General features: G+C 37.6%; 14 protein-coding genes. 7 read left to right on the plus strand and 7 right to left on the minus strand.

All coding sequences use genetic code 11. The features are described from left to right. Window positions 1–63 precede the first annotated feature (63 nt). Entirely contained in the window at window positions 64–882 is an 819-nt protein-coding gene (locus ACFIKJ_RS01330; protein WP_375670168.1) for an outer membrane protein, read from the plus strand. A gap of 1,376 nt (window positions 883–2,258) precedes the next feature. On the opposite strand, the gene ACFIKJ_RS01335 is transcribed toward ACFIKJ_RS01330, so the two are convergent. From ACFIKJ_RS01335 to ACFIKJ_RS01355, 5 genes are all read right to left on the minus strand, one after another. Next, complete coding sequence (locus ACFIKJ_RS01335) at window positions 2,259–3,149, minus strand: metallophosphoesterase family protein (RefSeq protein WP_375625089.1); 891 nt, start codon at window positions 3,147–3,149, stop codon at window positions 2,259–2,261. Between the two features lie 895 nt (window positions 3,150–4,044). Further along, window positions 4,045–6,141 carry a glutamine amidotransferase gene (locus ACFIKJ_RS01340; RefSeq protein ID WP_375625762.1) on the minus strand — a complete coding sequence of 699 codons (2,097 nt, stop codon included), beginning with the start codon at window positions 6,139–6,141 and terminating at the stop codon, window positions 4,045–4,047. Continuing rightward, window positions 6,138–8,936: a DUF4159 domain-containing protein gene (locus tag ACFIKJ_RS01345; protein WP_375625764.1), complete on the minus strand. Its 2,799-nt coding sequence runs from the start codon at window positions 8,934–8,936 to the stop codon at window positions 6,138–6,140. Before ACFIKJ_RS01345 ends, ACFIKJ_RS01340 begins: the two co-directional genes overlap by 4 nt. Beyond that, complete coding sequence (locus ACFIKJ_RS01350; protein ID WP_375670169.1) at window positions 8,933–9,844, minus strand: DUF58 domain-containing protein; 912 nt, start codon at window positions 9,842–9,844, stop codon at window positions 8,933–8,935. The genes ACFIKJ_RS01345 and ACFIKJ_RS01350 overlap by 4 nt, the downstream gene beginning before the upstream one ends. Continuing rightward, window positions 9,845–10,876: an AAA family ATPase gene (locus tag ACFIKJ_RS01355; RefSeq protein WP_375625768.1), complete on the minus strand. Its 1,032-nt coding sequence runs from the start codon at window positions 10,874–10,876 to the stop codon at window positions 9,845–9,847. Window positions 10,877–11,122: 246 nt separating this feature from the next. Here ACFIKJ_RS01355 and ACFIKJ_RS01360 point away from each other — a divergent pair, with 246 nt between their 5' ends. Beyond that, window positions 11,123–12,376 (plus strand): CCA tRNA nucleotidyltransferase, encoded by a 1,254-nt coding sequence (locus ACFIKJ_RS01360; RefSeq protein WP_375625770.1) that lies wholly within the window; start codon window positions 11,123–11,125, stop codon window positions 12,374–12,376. A gap of 537 nt (window positions 12,377–12,913) precedes the next feature. Here ACFIKJ_RS01360 and ACFIKJ_RS01365 read toward each other — a convergent pair. After that, window positions 12,914–13,390, minus strand: a complete 477-nt coding sequence (locus ACFIKJ_RS01365; protein ID WP_012754878.1) for a tRNA (cytidine(34)-2'-O)-methyltransferase — start codon at window positions 13,388–13,390, stop codon at window positions 12,914–12,916. A 728-nt stretch (window positions 13,391–14,118) separates the two neighbouring features. Here ACFIKJ_RS01365 and petA point away from each other — a divergent pair. The 4 genes from petA (at window position 14,119) to ACFIKJ_RS01385 (ending at window position 17,369) form a co-directional block, all read left to right on the plus strand. Then, the gene (gene petA / locus ACFIKJ_RS01370; protein ID WP_375625083.1) at window positions 14,119–14,667 is read left to right on the plus strand and encodes a ubiquinol-cytochrome c reductase iron-sulfur subunit; all 549 of its coding nucleotides are present in this window, start codon (window positions 14,119–14,121) and stop codon (window positions 14,665–14,667) included. 4 nt (window positions 14,668–14,671) lie between these two features. Beyond that, window positions 14,672–15,928: a cytochrome bc complex cytochrome b subunit gene (locus tag ACFIKJ_RS01375; RefSeq protein WP_375625773.1), complete on the plus strand. Its 1,257-nt coding sequence runs from the start codon at window positions 14,672–14,674 to the stop codon at window positions 15,926–15,928. Beyond that, window positions 15,922–16,815: a cytochrome c1 gene (locus tag ACFIKJ_RS01380; protein WP_375651566.1), complete on the plus strand. Its 894-nt coding sequence runs from the start codon at window positions 15,922–15,924 to the stop codon at window positions 16,813–16,815. Before ACFIKJ_RS01375 ends, ACFIKJ_RS01380 begins: the two co-directional genes overlap by 7 nt. A 113-nt stretch (window positions 16,816–16,928) precedes the next feature. Further along, window positions 16,929–17,369 carry a PRC-barrel domain-containing protein gene (locus ACFIKJ_RS01385; protein ID WP_375625080.1) on the plus strand — a complete coding sequence of 147 codons (441 nt, stop codon included), beginning with the start codon at window positions 16,929–16,931 and terminating at the stop codon, window positions 17,367–17,369. Window positions 17,370–17,526: 157 nt separating this feature from the next. Here ACFIKJ_RS01385 and ychF read toward each other — a convergent pair whose 3' ends face one another. After that, window positions 17,527–18,630 (minus strand): redox-regulated ATPase YchF, encoded by a 1,104-nt coding sequence (gene ychF, locus ACFIKJ_RS01390; RefSeq protein WP_375648322.1) that lies wholly within the window; start codon window positions 18,628–18,630, stop codon window positions 17,527–17,529. Window positions 18,631–18,894: 264 nt separating this feature from the next. Here ychF and ACFIKJ_RS01395 point away from each other — a divergent pair, with 264 nt between their 5' ends. Then, window positions 18,895–19,638, plus strand: coding sequence for a L,D-transpeptidase (locus ACFIKJ_RS01395; RefSeq protein WP_375648323.1), 744 nt, complete (start codon window positions 18,895–18,897; stop codon window positions 19,636–19,638). Window positions 19,639–19,653: the final 15 nt, after the last annotated feature.

The raw sequence follows: 19,653 nt of genomic DNA on the forward strand, positions 1-19,653 counted from the left end.
AAAAAAAACTGTGAAACTATTTACTATTATTTATGTATCACATTAGCTTTTAGGGGAGCAATTATGATTACAAAGTATTTAGTCTCAACATCTATCTTTTCTTTAATTTCAATTTCTGTAGTACAGGCGGCGGATATGGTTACTCCTGAACAGCCCGTTCCTGTTATTGCAGCTCCTGCTTTTTCTTGGACAGGATTTTATCTTGGAGGACAGATTGGTAGCTTTTCAGGTAAAACAACTGCAAGTTATTTAAAAGATGAGACGGGGATATGGAATCCAATTGGAAAGGAGGATTTACCTAAACTTTCTGGTTTTATAGGGGGAGTTTATGCAGGTTCCAATATTGATATCGATAATGGTTTTATTATAGGTATTGATACGGATATTATGTGGTCTGATAAAAAGGGTACAAAAGATATTAATCGACCCAAAAAAAGTCAAACTGAAGAAAATTCTTCAGAAGAAGCAAATCTAACAAGAGATTCTCATGAGGAGGATTCGACAATACCTATTGAAGCTGTACGTCATACTTTAAAACAAAAATGGGCTGGTGCTACGCGGGTGAGAGTTGGTTTTGCGATTGAGCGTGTAATGCCTTATGTTTCTGGAGGGATTGCTTATACGCAACTTCAGAATATTTTTGGGTTAGTTGCTGACAGCAACAACAGAGCAGTTAATTTTTCTGATTGGTTGCATGATGAAAAAAAGACCATGATTGGTTATACCCTCGGAGGTGGTGTTGATTTTGCAATGGCTGATAATGTTATTGTGCGTGCAGAATACCGTTATTCAGATTTTGGTAAGAAGAAGTTCGTGCATGATAAATTTGAAATGGGCTACAAGACAAACGATTTCCGCGTGGGTGTAGCTTATAAATTTTAGTTTTTGCCGAATTAAAAATTCAAAAGTCTCATTTTAGAATGAGGCTTTTATTTTTTAGATATGTGCAGTGAAATATCCTTCACTCAAAAGAGTTACTATTTTATTCGAACAATACGTTTATTTATAAATATAATTTACTTTTTCATGTTGAGTGAGAGACCTAAGTATCATAAGATTTTCTCATTTTAAACCTATACCATGTTGAACCAGTGAAAACCATGTCTTTTGCACGTCAAAAGGAGGGAGAGCCGTGAGATAAAAAACATGAAAGAAAGAATAAAAATACTCCTTATGAACCTTCTCAAGTGCCAAAGGCTGTCGTTGCATTGGGACTTGGCAAAGTGTGAGATTTTGATACTAGCTGGCTTTTTCATAAACGTAAAGATGGTGCTGCTAAATGGACTTATCATTACGTTATTCATAGGTGCTGTGGGAAATGGATTTGGGTGCTTTAAAAGATGCTTTTTTAAAACAAACACATGAATTGGCAACTTAATTGCGTTTTGTTTTATTTGAAATACCTCTCATACAATCGACGTTTCTGTTTTTCATTGTCGTAAGATATTTATTTAATAACAAAAAATCGTTAAAGCACGTAAAACTACATCCGCAATAAAACTTAATAATAATAATTTATATTAATAAAATATCTATAAAGATTATTATAAAGTGATTTATAGGAAAAAATAGATAGCAAATTATGAATTTATCGAGACATAAAAAACATTATTAACTATGCCTATTATAGAAATAGAATCTATTATTTTTATAAATCTTTTAAATGTACGATAATAAATGTCGAATGAAATAGTAGGGGATTATTTCAAATATATTTACGATAAATCTGTATTGACGATAAATCAATCAACATCATTTGTTCATGAACTACAAGTATGTTTGGTTATTGAAATTATATACTTTAGTTATTGATTTTCAGGTATAGAATCTGAATGAGGTTCTCTATTATTCTATAGAATATACATCACTGTAGTGGTATAAGGATTTTGCGCATTAGATGCTTTTGGAGGAGTGTATGATAAAATTCAAGGCATGATTTGTGTGTAGAACTTTGTGAAGTCAATCACATGCACAATTAGCAGGTGGAATCTGTGCGACAAGAATCTGGATTATTTATAGATCAGGTGTGGTAGAAGTTTTCGTCCTTTAGGACGGGAAGGAAGTAGACCGATGAGCTTGTAAAGCCAGTCATATAAGAGGGGTAGCAGATAGAATTCTCTGAGAGAAATTAATTTATCGACAGAGAAAGTGAAACTTTGTCTTTTAAGGAGAAAAAGGGAAATAAGAATTATGATTTCCAAAGGGATATGAAATAAAAATATTTTCGTTTTTGGTTGTTTTGGCAACTATGAAGGTGTTTAAAGATTAATTGTTTCAATACATGCAATCTCGTTTTGAGGGTTGATAATGCTATAACGTTGCAATTGGCAGTGCCATTGATTTTGTAAGTGTTCAATGGAAAATAAATTAAAGCCTGCGGGTGGTTTTTTATCACCAAAAGCTTGTGATGCGGAAGGAACACCAACAATAGGAATTTTTTTAATTGGTCCTTCAATGTAATTCAATGTGGGTAAATGAGTATGTCCGTGAAGAATAAGTTCGCAACCGTGATATTTGATAACGTCTAGAAAACGTTTTATATCTCGTAGTTTTTTATGCCAAGATGTTGCCTTGGGAAAGGGGGGATGGTGAATCATGACGACACGAAAAAGGTTACGCTGTGCTGCTTCCTTTAAAAAGAGCGGTAAAGTTTGCGCTTGCATTTTACCAAAATAACCAGAAGCTTGAAAAGGTGGTGTCGCGATGGCTGAAGAAGTTGCTATGATGGCGACATTTTTGCGAATGCGCATATAAGGAAAAAGAAAGGCGCTTTTTTGAGGGACATCACCTGTGATCCAAGGTTTAAAAAGAGTACATGCTTTTTGGAAAGCACCGCGGACATAGGCGTCATGATTTCCAAATGTCAAGGAAATATCTTGAGGTTGTCCTAAGTTAAGTAGCCAACGATGTGCTTGTTCAAATTCCTTATCTAGAGCAAGATTAACAAGATCACCAGAGATCACAAGATGATCAGGTTTTTTTTTGTTCAAGACATCTATTAAAGTTTCTAGGACATTTGTTACCATTTGACTCTTACGTTTTCTTTGCCAATTCAGATAACCGGTAAGACGCTTTCCAGAAAGTTCAAAAAGGGAAGGTTGCGGGAGAGGGGAAAGATGTACATCCGATATATGGGCAAGATAAAACATAAAAGCTCGTAGAGTATTAAAAATGATTTAGATAATAAGCATAAGATAAGTTGATACTTAAAGGCAAGAAGGATTGTAAAATGAAAAATAGCTTGTTGAAAATATGAGAAAATTCTTTTAAGAATTAACGCTGTATTGTATTTTTTATGAAAAGAACAACATAATACAACATATCATTCTTGGTAGCCGATATGTTTTTTCTATGATGGGATAGACTTTAAAATGATGGTCATAAAGTTTTAAGACTTTTAAACAGCTTTCATACGACCACACATTATCATAAAAAATCTAATTATTCAGTATAAAATGCAAAAGAATGTATTGTATTTATCAGGAATTTTTACGGTTTTTGGCTGCCATGTATTGCTTTTAACGGGAGATTTTTTCACGCAAAACAGAACGATTCAAGAAGAAGATCCCAAATAAAATATCATTGTGTTGTACATTCATATATTTGTTTTGAAGAGATATTTCCCAGTGCGCTTGATCGCATTTCACGAAAGTTCTCAATTCTATGAAAAGTCTCGTTTATAAGGCTTATTATGCGCCACCATTTTACATTTATACAAGGTGCAAAGTAAAACCATCATACTATTCCCTCCCAATTTTGTGAAAATCCTTGCTTTAAGAGGATTCATAAGAGGTACTTTACTCTTTTCTTCAATGGTGTTTATTCATACAGATCTCTTTTAATGATGTGCAAGCGAGTGATTTTAATTAATTTAATATAGAAAGTATTACAAAAAAGAAAAACCCTACAGGGAATAATAACTCAATATGACAATAATGATAAATTATCATTATAGATCAATGTTTTTATCTAATTGTAAAAGACAAGAAAATACACAAAAAAATAAGCTGAATTTTAAGACTATTATATGAAATTTCAGATTTTTCAACGGCTTTCACGATACCACATGCTGCTCAACAGTAAAAGGCAAGCAAGCAGCGCCAAGAAACCAGAAAATATCGAAAAATAAAAGGTATTAATTAAACGGGTTTCTGTCGCTTCTTTCAGAACAATTGAATGTGCTGGGGAAGAAGACGGGTTTATTTTTGATTGAATCAGCTTGAATGGAGGAAGATGAATGTTTTCTTTTCCCTCAGGGTGTAACCGTCCGATGTAACCACCGGTGTGCTTAATAATGGGAGCTAGTTTTTCTTGTGTTGAAATTAAGTCAAACAATTCAAGATTATCGAGTATCCCTACAGAAGAAAGTATTGTTAAATCGCCATTTTTAATGGTAAAAATTCCTGTTTCATCAGTGGTCCCGGTTGCGCTGAAGAGACCTTCTTGCTCTTTGGTGAGAGTGATATTTTCTTTTTTTCCAGAAGGAAAGGTTATTTCAGCGGGTTCTGGATGGTCTTTTAGAGTTTGGCGGCGAATTGTTAAATGATGATGGCTGCTGGTTGCACTTAATTTTTCTTCCTCAAGCTCTGGTTCTTTCATGAGCCAATGGGCAATACGACGATAAAGAGCTGCATAAGGACCGCCGCCTTCGAAACCTCGTGCCCAAAGCCAACTTTCATCGGAGAGCAACATGCCTACACGTCCTTTATCAACATGCGCGAGAAGTAAAAGTGGTTGTTCATCGGCTCCTTTCATGAGGGCGATTCCGTTATTTATGTTTTGAATAGCAATTTGTCGCAACCATTGCCCCCATTGAGAAGCTGGAAGGTTAAGTGTTGCAAGTCCCCTTGTGACAGGATGGCGCTCACCTTCTTTGGTTAATGTGGGGCGAAAAGGCTTTTCAATAATAGTTCCATTGGGCAATGCCGGTAGAATGCTTATTAAAGGTGTTTTCGCAAGTGAGTTGTTTTTTGTAAATTCAGGTCCTGTTACCATCAGCAATGCACCCCCCTTTTGTACATATTGGGCGATATAATCATAATAGATTAAGGGTAGAGCAGCAGAGTGCTGGTAGCCATCAAGGATGATGAGATCAAAGTTATTAATCTCTTCAACAAAGAGTTTTCTTGTCGGAAAGACCACCAAGGATAATTGGCTTAAGGGCGTATTATCTGCTTTGGTGGGAGGACGTAAAATAGTAAAGTGAACAAGATCAATATTGGAGTCACCTTTCAAAAGGTCTCGCCATGTCCGTTCTCCATTATAAGGAGCACCTGAAATAAGAAGAACGCGTAAATTTTCTCTGATTCCTTCAATGATTGTTATGGCGCGGTTGTTTTCAAAGCTTAGTTCACCTTTGTGTGGATCGGTTATCACTTGGATAATATTTTTTTCAGCATGAGGAAGGGTAATTTCAGTTTGAAAAATCACGCCAGGAGTTACAGAATAATGGCCAATGTCTTGCCCATTGACGCTTAATGTAATATTTGCTTTCTGTGGTATTGTTTTTTGGGCTGGCCCTTTATCTTCTACCAAAATGGAGAGCGTTTGTGGTTTGTTGACAAGGGCAAAGCGTGGAGGAGAAATAAACTTGATTTGGCGATCAAATTCATCTGAGTGCCCTGTAATCAGGGCATTGAGAGGGGCTTCATGATGAAGGTCTGATAGGTCAGGAATGTCATGCACTTGTCCATCGGTGATAAAAATGGTTCCTGCATAACGAGAGGGCGGTACATCAGATACTGCTTGTTTTAAAGCCTCAAACAAATTCGTTGAGGGCGCATACTGATTATCAGCAAGTTTTCCAGCTTCAATAAAGCGTGGTTCAAATTGTGGATAATGCGCTAATGCTTGCGTTAATTGCGCGCGCGCTTCATCACTGTCGTTTGTACGTGTTCCAAATGTTTGGCTTTTGCTGCGGTCAATAACAATACCTACGGTGCTTTTCAGTGGTTCGCGCTGTTCTTTTATGATCATTGGATTGAGCAAAGCAAGGATGAGGGCGCTTAATGCCATCAGACGAAATAAAGAACCTTGACGTTGCGTAACAAGACCAACAACGACAAAAAGCATTGATATTCCACTTAAGAACAGAATCCAAATGAGTGGTAAAAAAGGCTGAAAAGTGAAAAATGATATCATTGCCTTCTTTCTCTTTTAAAGCGTTCCAAGAGTGCTGGAACATGAACTTGGTCCGCTTTATAGTTTCCTGTAAGAACATAAAGGACAATATTTAAACCTGCACGAAATGCCCATAGACGTTGCATTGGATCATTGGGAACAAGGGGATATTTCCATGTCCCTTTTTCATCGAGTGCCCAAGCCCCGGCAAAGTTATTGGCGGTGATGAGAAGAGAACTTACATTATCACCGCTAGCAAGAGAATTTTTATTTTTTTTGTTTGTTGATGAGGATTCAATCCATAAAGGTGAACCACGGTAGAGACCAGGAAAATCTGGCATAATATAAAAAGAACGTGCAACAACATGATCCGTTGATGCTGGCTCAATGGATGGAATATTTAACTCTTTTAAGATATCTCGTAATCGTTGCGTTTCTGGAGTGGCATCTCCTTCAAGATTAAGATTACTCTTTATCTGATCGCGTGTGTCAAATAAAATTGTTCCCCCATGTTTCATAAAGTTATTTATTTTTTCAAGACTTTTGGGGGTAGGTATAGGACTCTTAACATCAATTGGCCAGTAAATAAGAGGATAAAAAGAGAGTTCATCTTTATCGAGATCAAGTGCTGTAACAGAGCCTGGGGTAAGCATTGTACGTTCTGCGATAAATTGACTTAACGCTTCTAGACCACTTTTACTCGTTGTATCAATTTCATGATTATTGGTTATAACATAGGCAAGATGTGTTGCACCAGCAGCTTGTACACTATCATGATGATTTTCTTTCGTTTGTGCATGAAGTGTTGGATCATATGAAAATAAGGCAATAAGACTTATAAAAGGGAGGAGAAATATATTACGCCGTTTCATGAAAGAAAAAATATCTCCCATCCATAAAATGAGAAAATTGTCAAAGGCGAATAATAAGATGGCTAATCCTAAAAGTGGACCGATAAGATTTTTTTCTTTTGTATCGTAAGATAAAGGGCTTTTATTAAGAGAAGTTGGCAATGATGATTGTTTCATCAAGTGCGACGAATGAGTTAAGAGATTGAGTGCATAAAAATCGCTTTTGACACCATAAAGTCCTGGGGGAGTATTATAGGAAGGATGGGGTGGATTTTGAGAGTCAAAGACCAGTGGAACAACATGAGAGGGCGGTACTTGTAATTGTCCGTCAGCGGCTATGGTTCGCCACGGGTTTTGTACCATTGTTCTTTTTTCTCTATGTGTTAGGTTGGTGTTTTCGTGAGACCCTAATGTGATTAGTTTTTGCAACATTTGTGCAAAAAAGCCAGAAAGAGGAAGATTAGACCATGTTGGGTCAGGAGCAACATGAATGAGAATGAGGGTTCCTTTACCACGTTTTGCTGCGGTAATAAGAGGGGTTCCATCCGCAAGGCTAAGCCACGTTTTTTCAAAAAGATCTGGGGCTGGTTCTGCGAGGATTTGGCGCGAGACAGAGACATCTTCTGGAAAAGGGAGATCAAAGAAAAAACTATTTTTTGCAAAAGGAGCAAGCTTTTGTGGTTTCGTCCAAGACATAATACTTCCAAGGAAACGTTGACCCTGACGCAGCGGTATCGGAAGGAGACTATCATAATGTTCTGCACTACTGAGTTTTTCTCCTGCAAAGCGGATGAGTGTTCCCCCTTTATTCACAAAATCAGAAAGTTTTTTTTCTGCTTTTTCAGGCATGTTAACCATGTCGCTCATAATGAAAACAGATGGATTTTGTTTAAGCAAATAATCAATATCCGTTGAAAGCTCTCTTCCACCGGCGGTTATAAGCTGTGTATATTCCTGTAATGCTTTGATAATGTAATAAAATGGAGAAAGTAAAGGCTGTGCCATTTCATTGGTATCGGGTGATAGAAGAGCAACACGGCTTATCCTATTATGGCTGTCTACCAAGAAAGTTGCAGCAGCATGGTTTTGATTATTCATTTTTATCCAAGCGATGTCATTGCGTAGTTCAAGTGGTACATCAAAAGGGACAAGAGCTGTTGTTTCTCCTTCAGAAAAATTTTTCGTAAATTGACCGAGAAGTTGATTGTTTGAATCGTAGAGGTTGAGTGTAGCGGAAGTTTTGCCGTGTGTTGTTGAGCGGATAATACGCGCGACCATACTTCCATCATTATTTTCTACGGATGTTATACCGATTAAATCGGAAATATCCGCCAAATACCATAAGAATTTTTCAGGTTTTAATTCTTCAAGCAAAGCAAAAGTTTGCTCATCTTCATTTGTTTGTAATCCATCACTTAAATAAGCAATATCAAGAGGTTTTCCTTTGGTTATTTTTCTGAGTTTTTTTAAGACATGCACACGGTTGACAGACCAAGGACGCGGTTGCAAATGCATTAAATGCTGTTTTATAATCTTAGCTGGTTGGGGCTCTATATTGGAGATATCATTTTCAGCCGTTGCAACAAGGTAAATATTTTTTTGCTGTTTTTCTGCCTGTGTAAGGAGCATTTCAGCGATAGAGATGCGCTTTTTCCATTCTTTTACAGAAGCCCAACCATTATCAATAATGAGTGCAAGGGGTTGAGATCCCGAAAAGCTGATTGGTTTTTGATTCCACGTGGGGCGTGCTAAAGCTATGATAACAAGTGCCGCTATGGTTAAACGCAACAAGAGCAACCACCAAGGTGTATGTTTTGCTGTTTCTTGCTGATGAGTCGGTTTGGGTAAGAAGCGTAACGGAGGGAAAAGCTCTTTACGCGGAGATGGAGGAGTTATCCGCAACAGCCACCAAATGACCGGTAGGAATAAAAGCCCTAGTAACAGAAAGGGAGCAGAAAAACTCAAAGCGTCCCCCTTTTTTGCAATGGAGAGCCGCCCATTGTATTTGCAAGATAAAAAATGGTCTCTGTTAAAGGTTGATCCGTTGTACTAACATGATAAGACCATCCTTGGCGTGCGCAAAAATTTGCCAATTCTTGTCGCCTTGCGTGATATAGTTTACAATAGTTCTTACGAAGATCTTCTGCTTTTGTGGAAACATGTTTCTCTTTCGTTTCAGGATCAAAAAATTCTGTGTGGCCTGTGTAGGGAAAGCTTTCTTCTGCGGGATCAGAAATTTCAATTAAATGAGCTGTCACCTGTTTTGTAGTTAAAACAGTTAAATGTTGGATGATTTTTTCAGGATAGTCGAGAAAATCACTCATTATAACGACATGTGAAAAGCGTGTAATCGTTGAAAAATCCGGAAATGAATTTTCATCTGAATGATTTTCTAAAGCAAAGGCTATTCGCTCTACGACATTTGATGTCATTGTGGGGGACATTAAGTTTGGAATAGCAATATGTTCGCCACTGCGAGCAAGAAGTGATGCTAGGGTAAGGGTAAGAATAATGGCATGATTACCTTTAGAGATTTTAGAAAAGCGCGAACAGTAATGCATTGATGCGCTCTGATCGGGACAGAGCCAAACGATTTGTGTCATTTGCCATTCGTGTTCGCGGAGATACGTATTTTCATCACGCGCTGAGCGACGCCAATCAATGCGGGTAATGGATTCTCCTTCCATATAGGGACGAAATTGCCAAAAGTTTTCCCCATTACCGCGTTTACGTTGTCCATGCCATCCGGTTATCAGTGTATTAGCGATATGACGCGCTTGTAAAAGGAAATATGGCATTTTGCCAATATCCTTATGGAGTTCATTTGCCAGCGACAATGGAGGCTTTTGTAAAACTTTTTTGCCAATAGCCATTCAAAGAGCATCTTTCACAAGATTATTGATAATATCTTTTACGGTTATATCTTCAGCACGGGCAGAAAAATTAAGAGCCATGCGGTGTTGTAATACGGGATAGGCCAATGCTTCAACATCATCAAGTGAGGGGGCTAAGCGTCCATAATAAAGAGCACGGGCGCGAACACAAAGTGAAAGGGCTTGTGATGCCCGTGGACCAGGTCCCCAAGAAACATAAGTATTAGCAAGGCTATTGTCTTTATGAGGGCGAGTTGAGCGGACAATTTTTAAAATAGCTTCGATCACATTTTCTGAAAGAGGCATTTTGCGAACGATATTTTGAATTTTTTGCAATTTTTTGGCAGATAAAATTGGTTTTGCATTTGATTTCTTTTCTTTTGTTGTTTCTAAAATGATCCGTCGCTCTGTTGTGAGGTCAGGATAGTCAATATCGATTTGCATCAAAAAGCGATCTAGTTGCGCTTCAGGAAGTGGATAGGTTCCTTCTTGTTCGAGAGGATTTTGCGTTGCAAGAACATGAAAAGGTTGTGGCAAATCATAACGGTTCCCTGCAACAGTAACATGATATTCTTGCATAGCTTGTAAAAGGGCTGACTGTGTCCGTGGAGAAGCACGATTGATTTCATCGGCCATGAGAAGTTGCGTGAAAATAGGACCTTGAATGTATCGAAAAGAACGTTTACCGTCTTTATCGGAATCCATAATTTCAGAACCAATAATATCCGATGGCATTAAGTCAGGAGTAAATTGGATGCGTTTTTCGTCAAGCCCTAAGACTGTTCCCAATGTTTCAACAAGACGTGTTTTTGCAAGTCCTGGAGCACCAACAAGAAGGGCGTGACCACCAGCAAAAATAGCGATTAAAGCATATTCGATTACCTGATTTTGCCCAAAAATAACTTTGTCAATTTCTTGTTGTAAAATATCCAATTCTTTGTGTGCCGTATCAATATCATCAATAATGACTTGAGCCTCATGATTGATATTGACCTTTTTTACAGAATTGGATGATGGATCATGTTGACTCATATTTCTTCCTTAAGGCGTTTGTCGCAAAAATGGTAATTTTCTCTGCATGATAATGGATATCTTATTGTTTGTAACAGAAAATGAGAAGAAATGAAGTATCATATGCCATTTTTTCATATTCGTATACAAGAAGAGAAAAGTTTTTTGGAAGGAATAGACGTGTTTTATAAGGGATGTCTTAAAAATTTTGTTGTATGAAGAGAGTTCTTTAAAGCAATGAAGACAACTTTTTTGAAAGGTTAAAGGGTGAACATAAGACAGGACTTCAAACAGGTTGCGTGGTTACAACAAAGGGATATCCAAACACTTCTTCGTGTTTTGTCTTTGGAGGGAGAAGAGGCGCGTATTGTAGGGGGAGCAGTGCGCAATCAACTGCTAGGGCAGCCTATTAGTGATATTGATATTGCAACAACCTGTTTGCCGCAACAGGTTATTGCACGTGTAGAAGAAGCAGGATTTAAAGCTATTCCTACAGGGATTACTTTTGGTACAATAACAGTAGTTGCTCATTCATGTTCCTATGAGGTTACAACGCTTCGCTGCGATATTGAAACAGATGGTCGTCATGCAAAAGTGGCATTTGGTCGTGATTGGAAAAAAGATGCTGAACGGCGGGATTTTACGATAAATGCGCTTTATTGTGATGCTGCTGGCAATCTTTATGATGATGTGGGAGGTTTGAGTGATATTGCTAGCCGAACAGTTCGTTTTATTGGGATTGCAGAAGATCGTATTTGCGAAGATTATTTGCGTATTTTACGTTTTTTTCGCTTTTTTGCATGGTATGGAGCAGGGCGACCTGATGTACAAGGATTGAAGGCATGTGTTCGTTTAAAAGACGGTTTAAAAAAACTTTCTTCTGAACGTATTTGGGCAGAAATGAAAAAGCTTCTTACGGCGTTTGATCCAACGCGTGCTCTGTTATGGATGCGACAAAGCAGAATTTTGGCACTCATTTTTCCTGAAACAGAACGATGGGGTATTGATGCAATTCACGCATTGGTGAAGACAGAACACGCTCTTGGTTGGAAAGTTGATCCATTGTTACGGCTAGAAAGCCTTCTTCCTCCTGACCCCATACGTCTTCATGAAATGGCACAGCGCTTGCATTTTTCCCATAAAGAAAGAACGCGATTAAAAGAATGGGCAGAGTTAGAAATAATAAACCAAAACAGTTCTGATCATTTTGTGCAAAAACTGATTTATTTTCATGGACGACAGCCAGTTTTAGATCAATTATCGTTGTCTGTCGCTGCATCACATCTCGATAATCTGGAAAAAAGTGATGCTTTGCAAAAAGCAGAGGATTATGTCAAGCTTCATCAACTTGCCAAAAAATGGCAGATTCCAACTTTTCCCATTAATGGTAACGATTTAATAAAGAAAGGTTTTGCTAAAGGTGTGCTTTTAGGAAAAAAGCTTAAAGAGTTAGAAATGATATGGGTTGAAAGCGGATTTTTAATGGATCGTCATGTATTATTAGAAAAAATTGATTTATAATAATAATTCATTATTCGTCATGTGAAACAAGAGCTCTGAATATTGTAAGGTTATTTCAAACCTGTTCTTATTACATCAATCAAAATTATAGCCTTACACATTACAAGTGGGGAAATCCGTGTGAGGAAAAATGATTACAGAGAGAAAAAAAGTCTCGTATGAACCATTTCAAAGATAAGGATTTTGAAAGTGAAAACGGATAAAAAGAATAATGATAGCGGTTTGCACTTTGTATGAGCATAAAGAGGGGGATGTCCAATGGATTTTTACTATGAGGAGTATTTAATCATTCATAGGTGGTGATATGAAATGGATGTGATGAGCACTAAGAAATATTTATTTTATCAGCACTTGATTGTTGGAAAATGATAAGCGTTATACGCTCTAACTGTTCTTTATATGTTGTATATTGTTTTCGTGATAATTTATGGGTTTTTATAGGCATTCTGTAAGTTATTCCAAAAGTATTATTGAACTTTATGCGCTTTTAATTACTCATTATATTCTACTAAAGATTTTAATGGAATTGTTGTGTTTTTATAGATTACAGTTTCTTTCATGATAACCAATTTGTCGTAATGCTTCTCCCGTTGTTATGGCTACGCACATGGCGAGATTTAGAGAGCGTGCCTGTGGTTGCATGGGAATTTTCAATGTGTAATCGGCAGCTTCATGAACATAATCGGGAACCCCAGCTGTTTCACGACCAAAAAGTAAAACATCATTTTTTTGATAGCATATCTGCGTATAGCATGTTTTTGCTTTTGTACTTAAAAGCAACAGACGGCGGTTAAAGTGTTTCATGGAGCTTATAAAATGTTGCCAATCGATGTGTCGTTCTAAGGAAGCATATTCGAGATAATCCAATCCTGCGCGTTTGAGATTACGATCCGACAGATTAAAGCCTGCGGGTTCAATAATGTGCACATGTAAACCAAAACAAGCGCTGAGACGTAAAATCGTTCCAGTATTACCAGCGATATCAGGTTGGAAAAGAGCTATATGAAGTGTCATGTTCTCTGTAATATGATTTTTCTTTCGACTTTGTAAAGAAGCGCCACAATTTATTCGAAAAATATGCTTTGAGAAATACATGTTTTTTTACGTTTAATTTTTATTCACTTTAAATTTCAGGGAAAAAGTTATGTACACAGGTTTGTTTGGGATAAGAGAGAATCTCCCTATTAGGGACTTCCTTTATATTGAGCGATACATGAAATGGATTGGCTCATTATGTTGAAAAGTGGGATATTTAATAAGGTTAGATCATCCATTTTAATGAAAATCAACAAAATATGCTTTTTATGCAAAAGCAGAAGCGGAAAAAATACTCATTCAACCAGTTGGAATTGAGGGAGGGAGAGGTGCTGTAAATGTGTTAAAGAAATAATCGATAAGCTCAACTTATTTACTGAGACCTGGTCATAACAAGACTATGTTTCTTTCTTTAGGAGTGTTTATTTACACGCTATCTCCATTTTTCACAGGCGGGGGAGTAATTTTGATTGATTAATATGAATAGGTTTGAAATGAAAGAAGTTTACGGTGTTTCAGTATTTCATTCACTCTGTAAAACGATGAATTATCATTATAAAGCAGTTTTTTGTATAGACCATACAAATGGCAGAAGTTTTTTACAGGCATGTTGTTATGGTTGAGGCAACTCAGTGATCAAGCATTGTACAATGGGAGAGGGTATGGTAGAAGAATGTTTTAGCAAATAGTCTCTTTAAGTTAAGGCCATGGTTGAGCAAACGAGGCGGGATTTTCTGTTTTTGGTAACAGCTGTTGCAGGAGCAGTTGGAATGGGAGCGGTTGCGTGGCCTTTTATCCGTCAGTTGCGTCCAGATGAAGCTATTTTGGCATCTTCCTCTGTTGAGGTTGATCTTTCTGGTATTGAAGAGGGGATGTCGGTGACGGTAAAGTGGCGAGGACAGCCTGTTGTTATTCGAAATCGTACGACAAAAGAAATTGCTGATGCGCGCGCTACTAAATTAAGTCTTCTAAAAGACCGTCAAGCGCGAAATCCTAATCTTGAAGGTGAAAAAGAAGCAACAGATTTTGCGCGTTCAGCAGGTAAAGGACGTGAAAATTGGCTTATTGTTATTAATCTTTGTACGCATCTAGGCTGTGTAACACTTGGGCAATCGGGTAAATTTGGAGGATGGTTGTGTCCTTGTCATGGGTCTGTTTATGATACTGCTGGAAGAGTGCGGTCAGGTCCAGCTAACTATAATTTGGCTATTCCACCTTACCAATTTCTTTCTGATACTTTGCTCAAAATAGGATAAGGTTATGACAAGCTTTCCTCCTTATTGTCCTAAAAATGCTCTTGCTCGTTGGTTTGATAAGCGTTTTCCTCTTCCTCGTTTTTTTTATAATACATTTATAATTTTTCCTGTTCCGCGTAATCTTAATTACTTTTACACATTTGGCGGTATTTTGACCATTATGCTTTTATCACAGCTCTTGACTGGTATTGTCTTGGCTATGCATTATGTTCCAGATATTCATTTGGCTTTTGAAACTAGTGAACGATTTCGGCGTGAAGGGCAGTTTGGTTGGCTTTTTCGTCCATGGCATTCTGTAGGATCTTCGTTTTTTTTTATTGCTGTTTATATCCATTTGGCACGTGGACTTTATTATGGTTCTTATAAAAATATGCGAGAAATGGTGTGGGTTACAGGTATTTTTATTTATATCATCATGATGGCAATAGCATTTTTTGGTTATGTGCTTGTTTGGGGGATGATGTCTATTTCAGCGGCTTCAGTGATTGCAGGGCTTTTAAAAACGATACCTTTGGTGGGGACATGGTTGCATGAGACACTTCTGGGTGGTTATGGCGTAGGACAACCAACGTTGAATCGTTTTTATGTTTTCCATTATGTTTTATCATTTGTTTTGCTTCTTTTTGTGGGGCTGCATATTTGGGCAATCCATTGTGTTGGGCAAGGCAATCCAACGGGTCTTGCTATACAATCAGATAAGGAAACGGTTCCATTTTCACCTTATGCGCTTATCAAAGATATTTTTGCTATTACTGTTTTTCTGATCTTCTTTGCCTGGTTTTTGTTTTATATGCCCGATTATATGGGGCAGGCTGAAAATTATAATGTGGCAGATCCTTTAAAAGCACCTCTTCGTGTGGTTCCAGAATGGTATTTTTTGCCTTTTTATGCGATACTTCGTGCTATAACTTTTGATATTGGTATTTTCCCTTCCACTTTTGTGGGCTTTGTTTTATTCGTCAGTTCGATTTGCATTTTAATTTTTGTGCCATGGTTAGACCGCTCTAAAATATGTTCAGCAAGATATCGACCTGTTTATAAAATTTTCTTTTGGGCGTTGGTTATTGATGTCGTTTTCCTTGGTTGGTTGGGGTCAAGAGAAATAAATGACAAAATCCTTTTATGGACGCAATTGGCTACGGTTTATTATTTTATATTCTTTTTGGTTATTTTGCCTACTTTGCCAGCCTTTGAAAAAAATTGTTCTCTTCCTTCTTCAATTATGCAAGATTTAAAACAGAAAAAAAAGAGACTATGGTAAATGTTTTTGTCGGACTGATTGTTATCGTTGCTATGAGCTTTTCTGCTCAGAGTTTAGCGAGAGATGCCTCTGATCAGGAGGAGGAATTTATTTCTTTTCCTTTAAGGATTCCTAAAAAACAAGAATGGAGTTTTTCAGGTCCATTTGGGCTTTATGATAAGGCGCAATTGAGGCGTGGGTTAAAGGTTTATAAACAAGTTTGTTCCAGCTGCCATGGGCTAAAATATGTGGCTTTTCGCAATTTAAAAGCTCTTGGGTATGATCAAGAACAGATTAAAGCTTTGGCGGGGCAATATGAAGTGCGCGATGGTCCTAATCGAGAAGGAAAATTTTTTAAACGTGCTGGGGTTGCAACGGATTATTTCCCTTCTCCCTTTGCGCATGAAGAAGAAGCAAGATTTATTTTGAATAGTGCTTATCCTCCAGATTTGTCATTGATGGTACGTGCACGTAGTGTATCTTTGCCTTTTCCTGCTTTAATTACTGATGCATTGACTCATTATGATACAGCTGGTCCAGATTATATTACAGCTCTTTTAACAGGATATCAGAAGGCACCGAAGGAGATAAAAGTTGCGGATGGTTATTGGTATAATCCTTATTTTATTGGCGGGAATTCTTTAACTATGGCTCCTCCTTTGAGTGATGGTATGGTTGCTTATGAAGATGGAACTCCAGAAATCATTGAACATTACGCGCGCGATGTTTCTGCTTTTTTGATGTGGGCTGCCGATCCTCATATGGAAATTCGTAAAAAAACCGGTTTTCGTGTTATTTTATTTTTAATCATTTTTGCAGGGCTTGTTTATATTTTAAAAAATCGTATTTGGTGTGGTTTAGAAGAAGAGTTAGAGAAAGAAACAAAAGACGAAATAAAGAGAAAATGATAAAGCGACAAGGCTTGAAAGAGTATAGAGTATAAAGAGCATAAGGAACAAATCTGTTTATGATGCATTGAGATTTTATAAAGTAAAAGCAAAGTAAAAACGGAGATGTTAAAATGAAAAAAATTGCATGTACTACTCTTATGTCAATTTTGATGGTTTCTAGTACTTACGCCCAGTCTTTTGAAGTGCCTTCAAAACCTGAAATGATCTCTTCTACGGGTATTGTACAGGTGGGGGTAGATAAGTCTGTGCGTTATGTGACACCTTTAGCAACGGATTTTGTTGCTTCCAGCCTTATAGGCGCCAATGTCTATAATATAGAAGATGAAAATATTGGTGAAGTAAAAGATATTATTTTGCGTGAAAATAATATTGCAGGGTTTGTTGTTGCTGTTGGTGGTTTTCTTGGCATAGGCGAGAGTTATGTAGTCGTTTCTCCAGAAACAATCCAGATGACAAATGATTATGGTAAATGGAAACTCATTACAAATGCGACAAAGGATTCTTTAAAGGACGCTCCAACATTTAAATACGAAGGGCGTTGGGCGCGCTAATTTTATATGTCCATTCTTTAATGGATAAAACTGTTGCTATCATAATAATATGCTAGCAACATTTTTTTGTTCAAAAAATTCTTGGCAGCTTTTGCTACAAGATTCCAAGGACCTATTACAAAGTTTTCAAGATAAACTATTAAGACAGAGTGAAGATTTAAGTATTATGTTTAAATAACATGACATCGCCATCTTGTACAATGTATTCTTTTCCTTCATCGCGGGCTTTTCCTGCTTCTTTTGCACCACTTTCTCCACCCAGAGCAATATAGTCATTGTAACTGATGGTTTGGGCACGAATGAAACCGCGCTCAAAATCTGAGTGAATAACGCCAGCTGCTTGGGGAGCTTTTGTACCACGCGTAATTGTCCATGCTCGTGTTTCCTTAGGCCCACAGGTGAAGTAAGTAATGAGATCAAGCAAAGAGTAGCCAGCACGAATAAGGCGATTTAAACTTGGTTCGAAGAGTCCTAGAGCATTGAGATATTCTGATGCTTCAGCATCACTCAGTTGTGTGATTTCCGCTTCGATAGAAGCAGAAATGATAATGCTTTGCGCATTTTGCTCTGTTGCCATTTTTTCAACTGTTTGGGTAAAGCTATTTCCATGAGCGGCGTCATTTTCGCTTACGTTACAAACATAAAGTACAGGCTTGGAGGTTAAAAGATTCAAACTCTTAAGAATGGGGTGTTCATCGGAAGAGATATCTTTGAGTAATAACCGGACAGGGTTTCCCTGTTGCAGTATGTTTAATGCTTTTTCCATAAGGGGTAAAATTGTGAGAGCTTCTTTATCTTTTCCTGTTGCACGTTTACGGATTTGTACGATTCTTCGCTCAAGGCTCTCAAGATCGGCAAGCATGAGTTCGGTTTCAACGGTTGTGGCATCAGAAACAGGATCAATACGCCCTTCTACATGGGTAATATCTTCATTTTGAAAACATCGTAAAACGTGGACAATGGCATCGACTTCGCGAATATTGGCTAAAAATTTGTTTCCTAAACCTTCGCCTTTTGAAGCTCCTCGTACAAGCCCCGCAATATCGACGAAGTTAATGCGTGTAGGAATTATTTCTTTTGAACCAGCGATTGATGCAATTTTTTCCATTCGTAAATCTGGAACAGCAACTTCACCGGTATTGGGTTCAATGGTACAAAAAGGATAATTGGCAGCCTGTGCAGTGGCTGTTTTTGTTAATGCATTAAAAAGAGTTGATTTCCCAACATTAGGTAATCCGACAATACCGCATTTAAAGCCCATGAGAGTCTTTCTTTTCTTTTGATTTTATAGTCAAGATAGCTTCTTTTTTATAGCATATTTTCAGAAGAGTTATAGTCTTTGTGTTGCGATAAGTGAGAAAAAAGTCTAAAGTAACAGATAATCTGCTTTTTTACCTTAGTTCTTCTTATCTTAATGCTCTCCTTAGTCTCAAGGATAAGAAAACTTCGAATTAATGTTAATAATGTGCTAAGTTTTTCATGATATGCAAATCTGCATAAATAATTAATCGGAGAAAATAGAAGAGTGTTATCTCGTTGTGCCTTTTTAATTGCAGCACTTTTGGCTTTAGCTGGATGTGCTACACATCAGTCAGATATGTCATCGGTTCCTTTTCAACAAGTTCGATACATTCCACCAGAAATACAGGCTTTGTACGGTCCTGTAACGAATGAGACCTATTTGTTACCTGCTGTTGATCTTGCGACAATTGATCCAAAGTTTTGGCGACAAGAAGTGATTTATTATACATCTTATCCACCTGGAACATTGGTTATCGATACGCAAGAGTGTTTTCTTTACCTTATTGGTGAAAATGGAAAGGCTTTGCGTTATGGGATTGGGGTCGGTAAGGAAGGTTTAGCATTTGATGGTGAAGGGGTTGTACAGCGCAAGCGTCGGTGGCCAAATTGGGCTCCTACTGCAGCTATGATGGCTCGAGAACCAGAACGTTATGGTCATCTTGGGAAAGGAATGCCACCAGGACCCGATAATCCATTAGGTGCGCGGGCACTTTATTTGTTCAAAAATGGGAAAGATACACTTTTCCGTATTCATGGCTCACACGAATCGTGGTCAATTGGGCGTGCTATTTCAAGTGGGTGTATTCGTTTGCTTAATCAAGATATTATTGATCTTTATGATCGTGTTCCCGTTGGTTCGCGTGTTGTGGTCTTACAAAACAATAGGAGTATTCCTACAGTTTATAGTCAACAATCAAATGGCTATGATCCGCTACAGTCGACCATTCAGCCAAATGAATTTTTTTAATTTAGGGGAGAAGAT

This window comes from Bartonella sp. PS7NMGDW, assembly GCF_042193585.1.
GTDB classification, from domain to species: domain Bacteria; phylum Pseudomonadota; class Alphaproteobacteria; order Rhizobiales; family Rhizobiaceae; genus Bartonella; species Bartonella grahamii.